Below are 256 nucleotides of genomic sequence, written 5' to 3'. Positions count from 1 at the left end.
GTCGCAAGATTAAAACTCAAAGGAATTGACGGGGACCCGCACAAGCGGTGGATGATGTGGATTAATTCGATGCAACGCGAAAAACCTTACCTACCCTTGACATGTACGGAAGTCCGCTGAGAGGTGGATGTGCCCGAAAGGGAGCCGTAACACAGGTGCTGCATGGCTGTCGTCAGCTCGTGTCGTGAGATGTTGGGTTAAGTCCCGCAACGAGCGCAACCCTTGTCCCTAGTTGCTACGCAAGAGCACTCCAGGG

At 53.9% G+C, this 256-nt stretch carries 1 rRNA gene; it reads left to right on the top strand.

What is annotated here, in order from left to right:
* Positions 1-256, top strand: a 16S ribosomal RNA gene (locus AB4Y43_RS40615); the annotation flags it as partial.

The sequence above is a fragment of the Paraburkholderia sp. BR10872 genome (assembly GCF_040965835.1).
GTDB lineage: Bacteria > Pseudomonadota > Gammaproteobacteria > Burkholderiales > Burkholderiaceae > Paraburkholderia > Paraburkholderia nodosa_A.
This window is presented reverse-complemented; position numbering and strand designations above follow the sequence as displayed.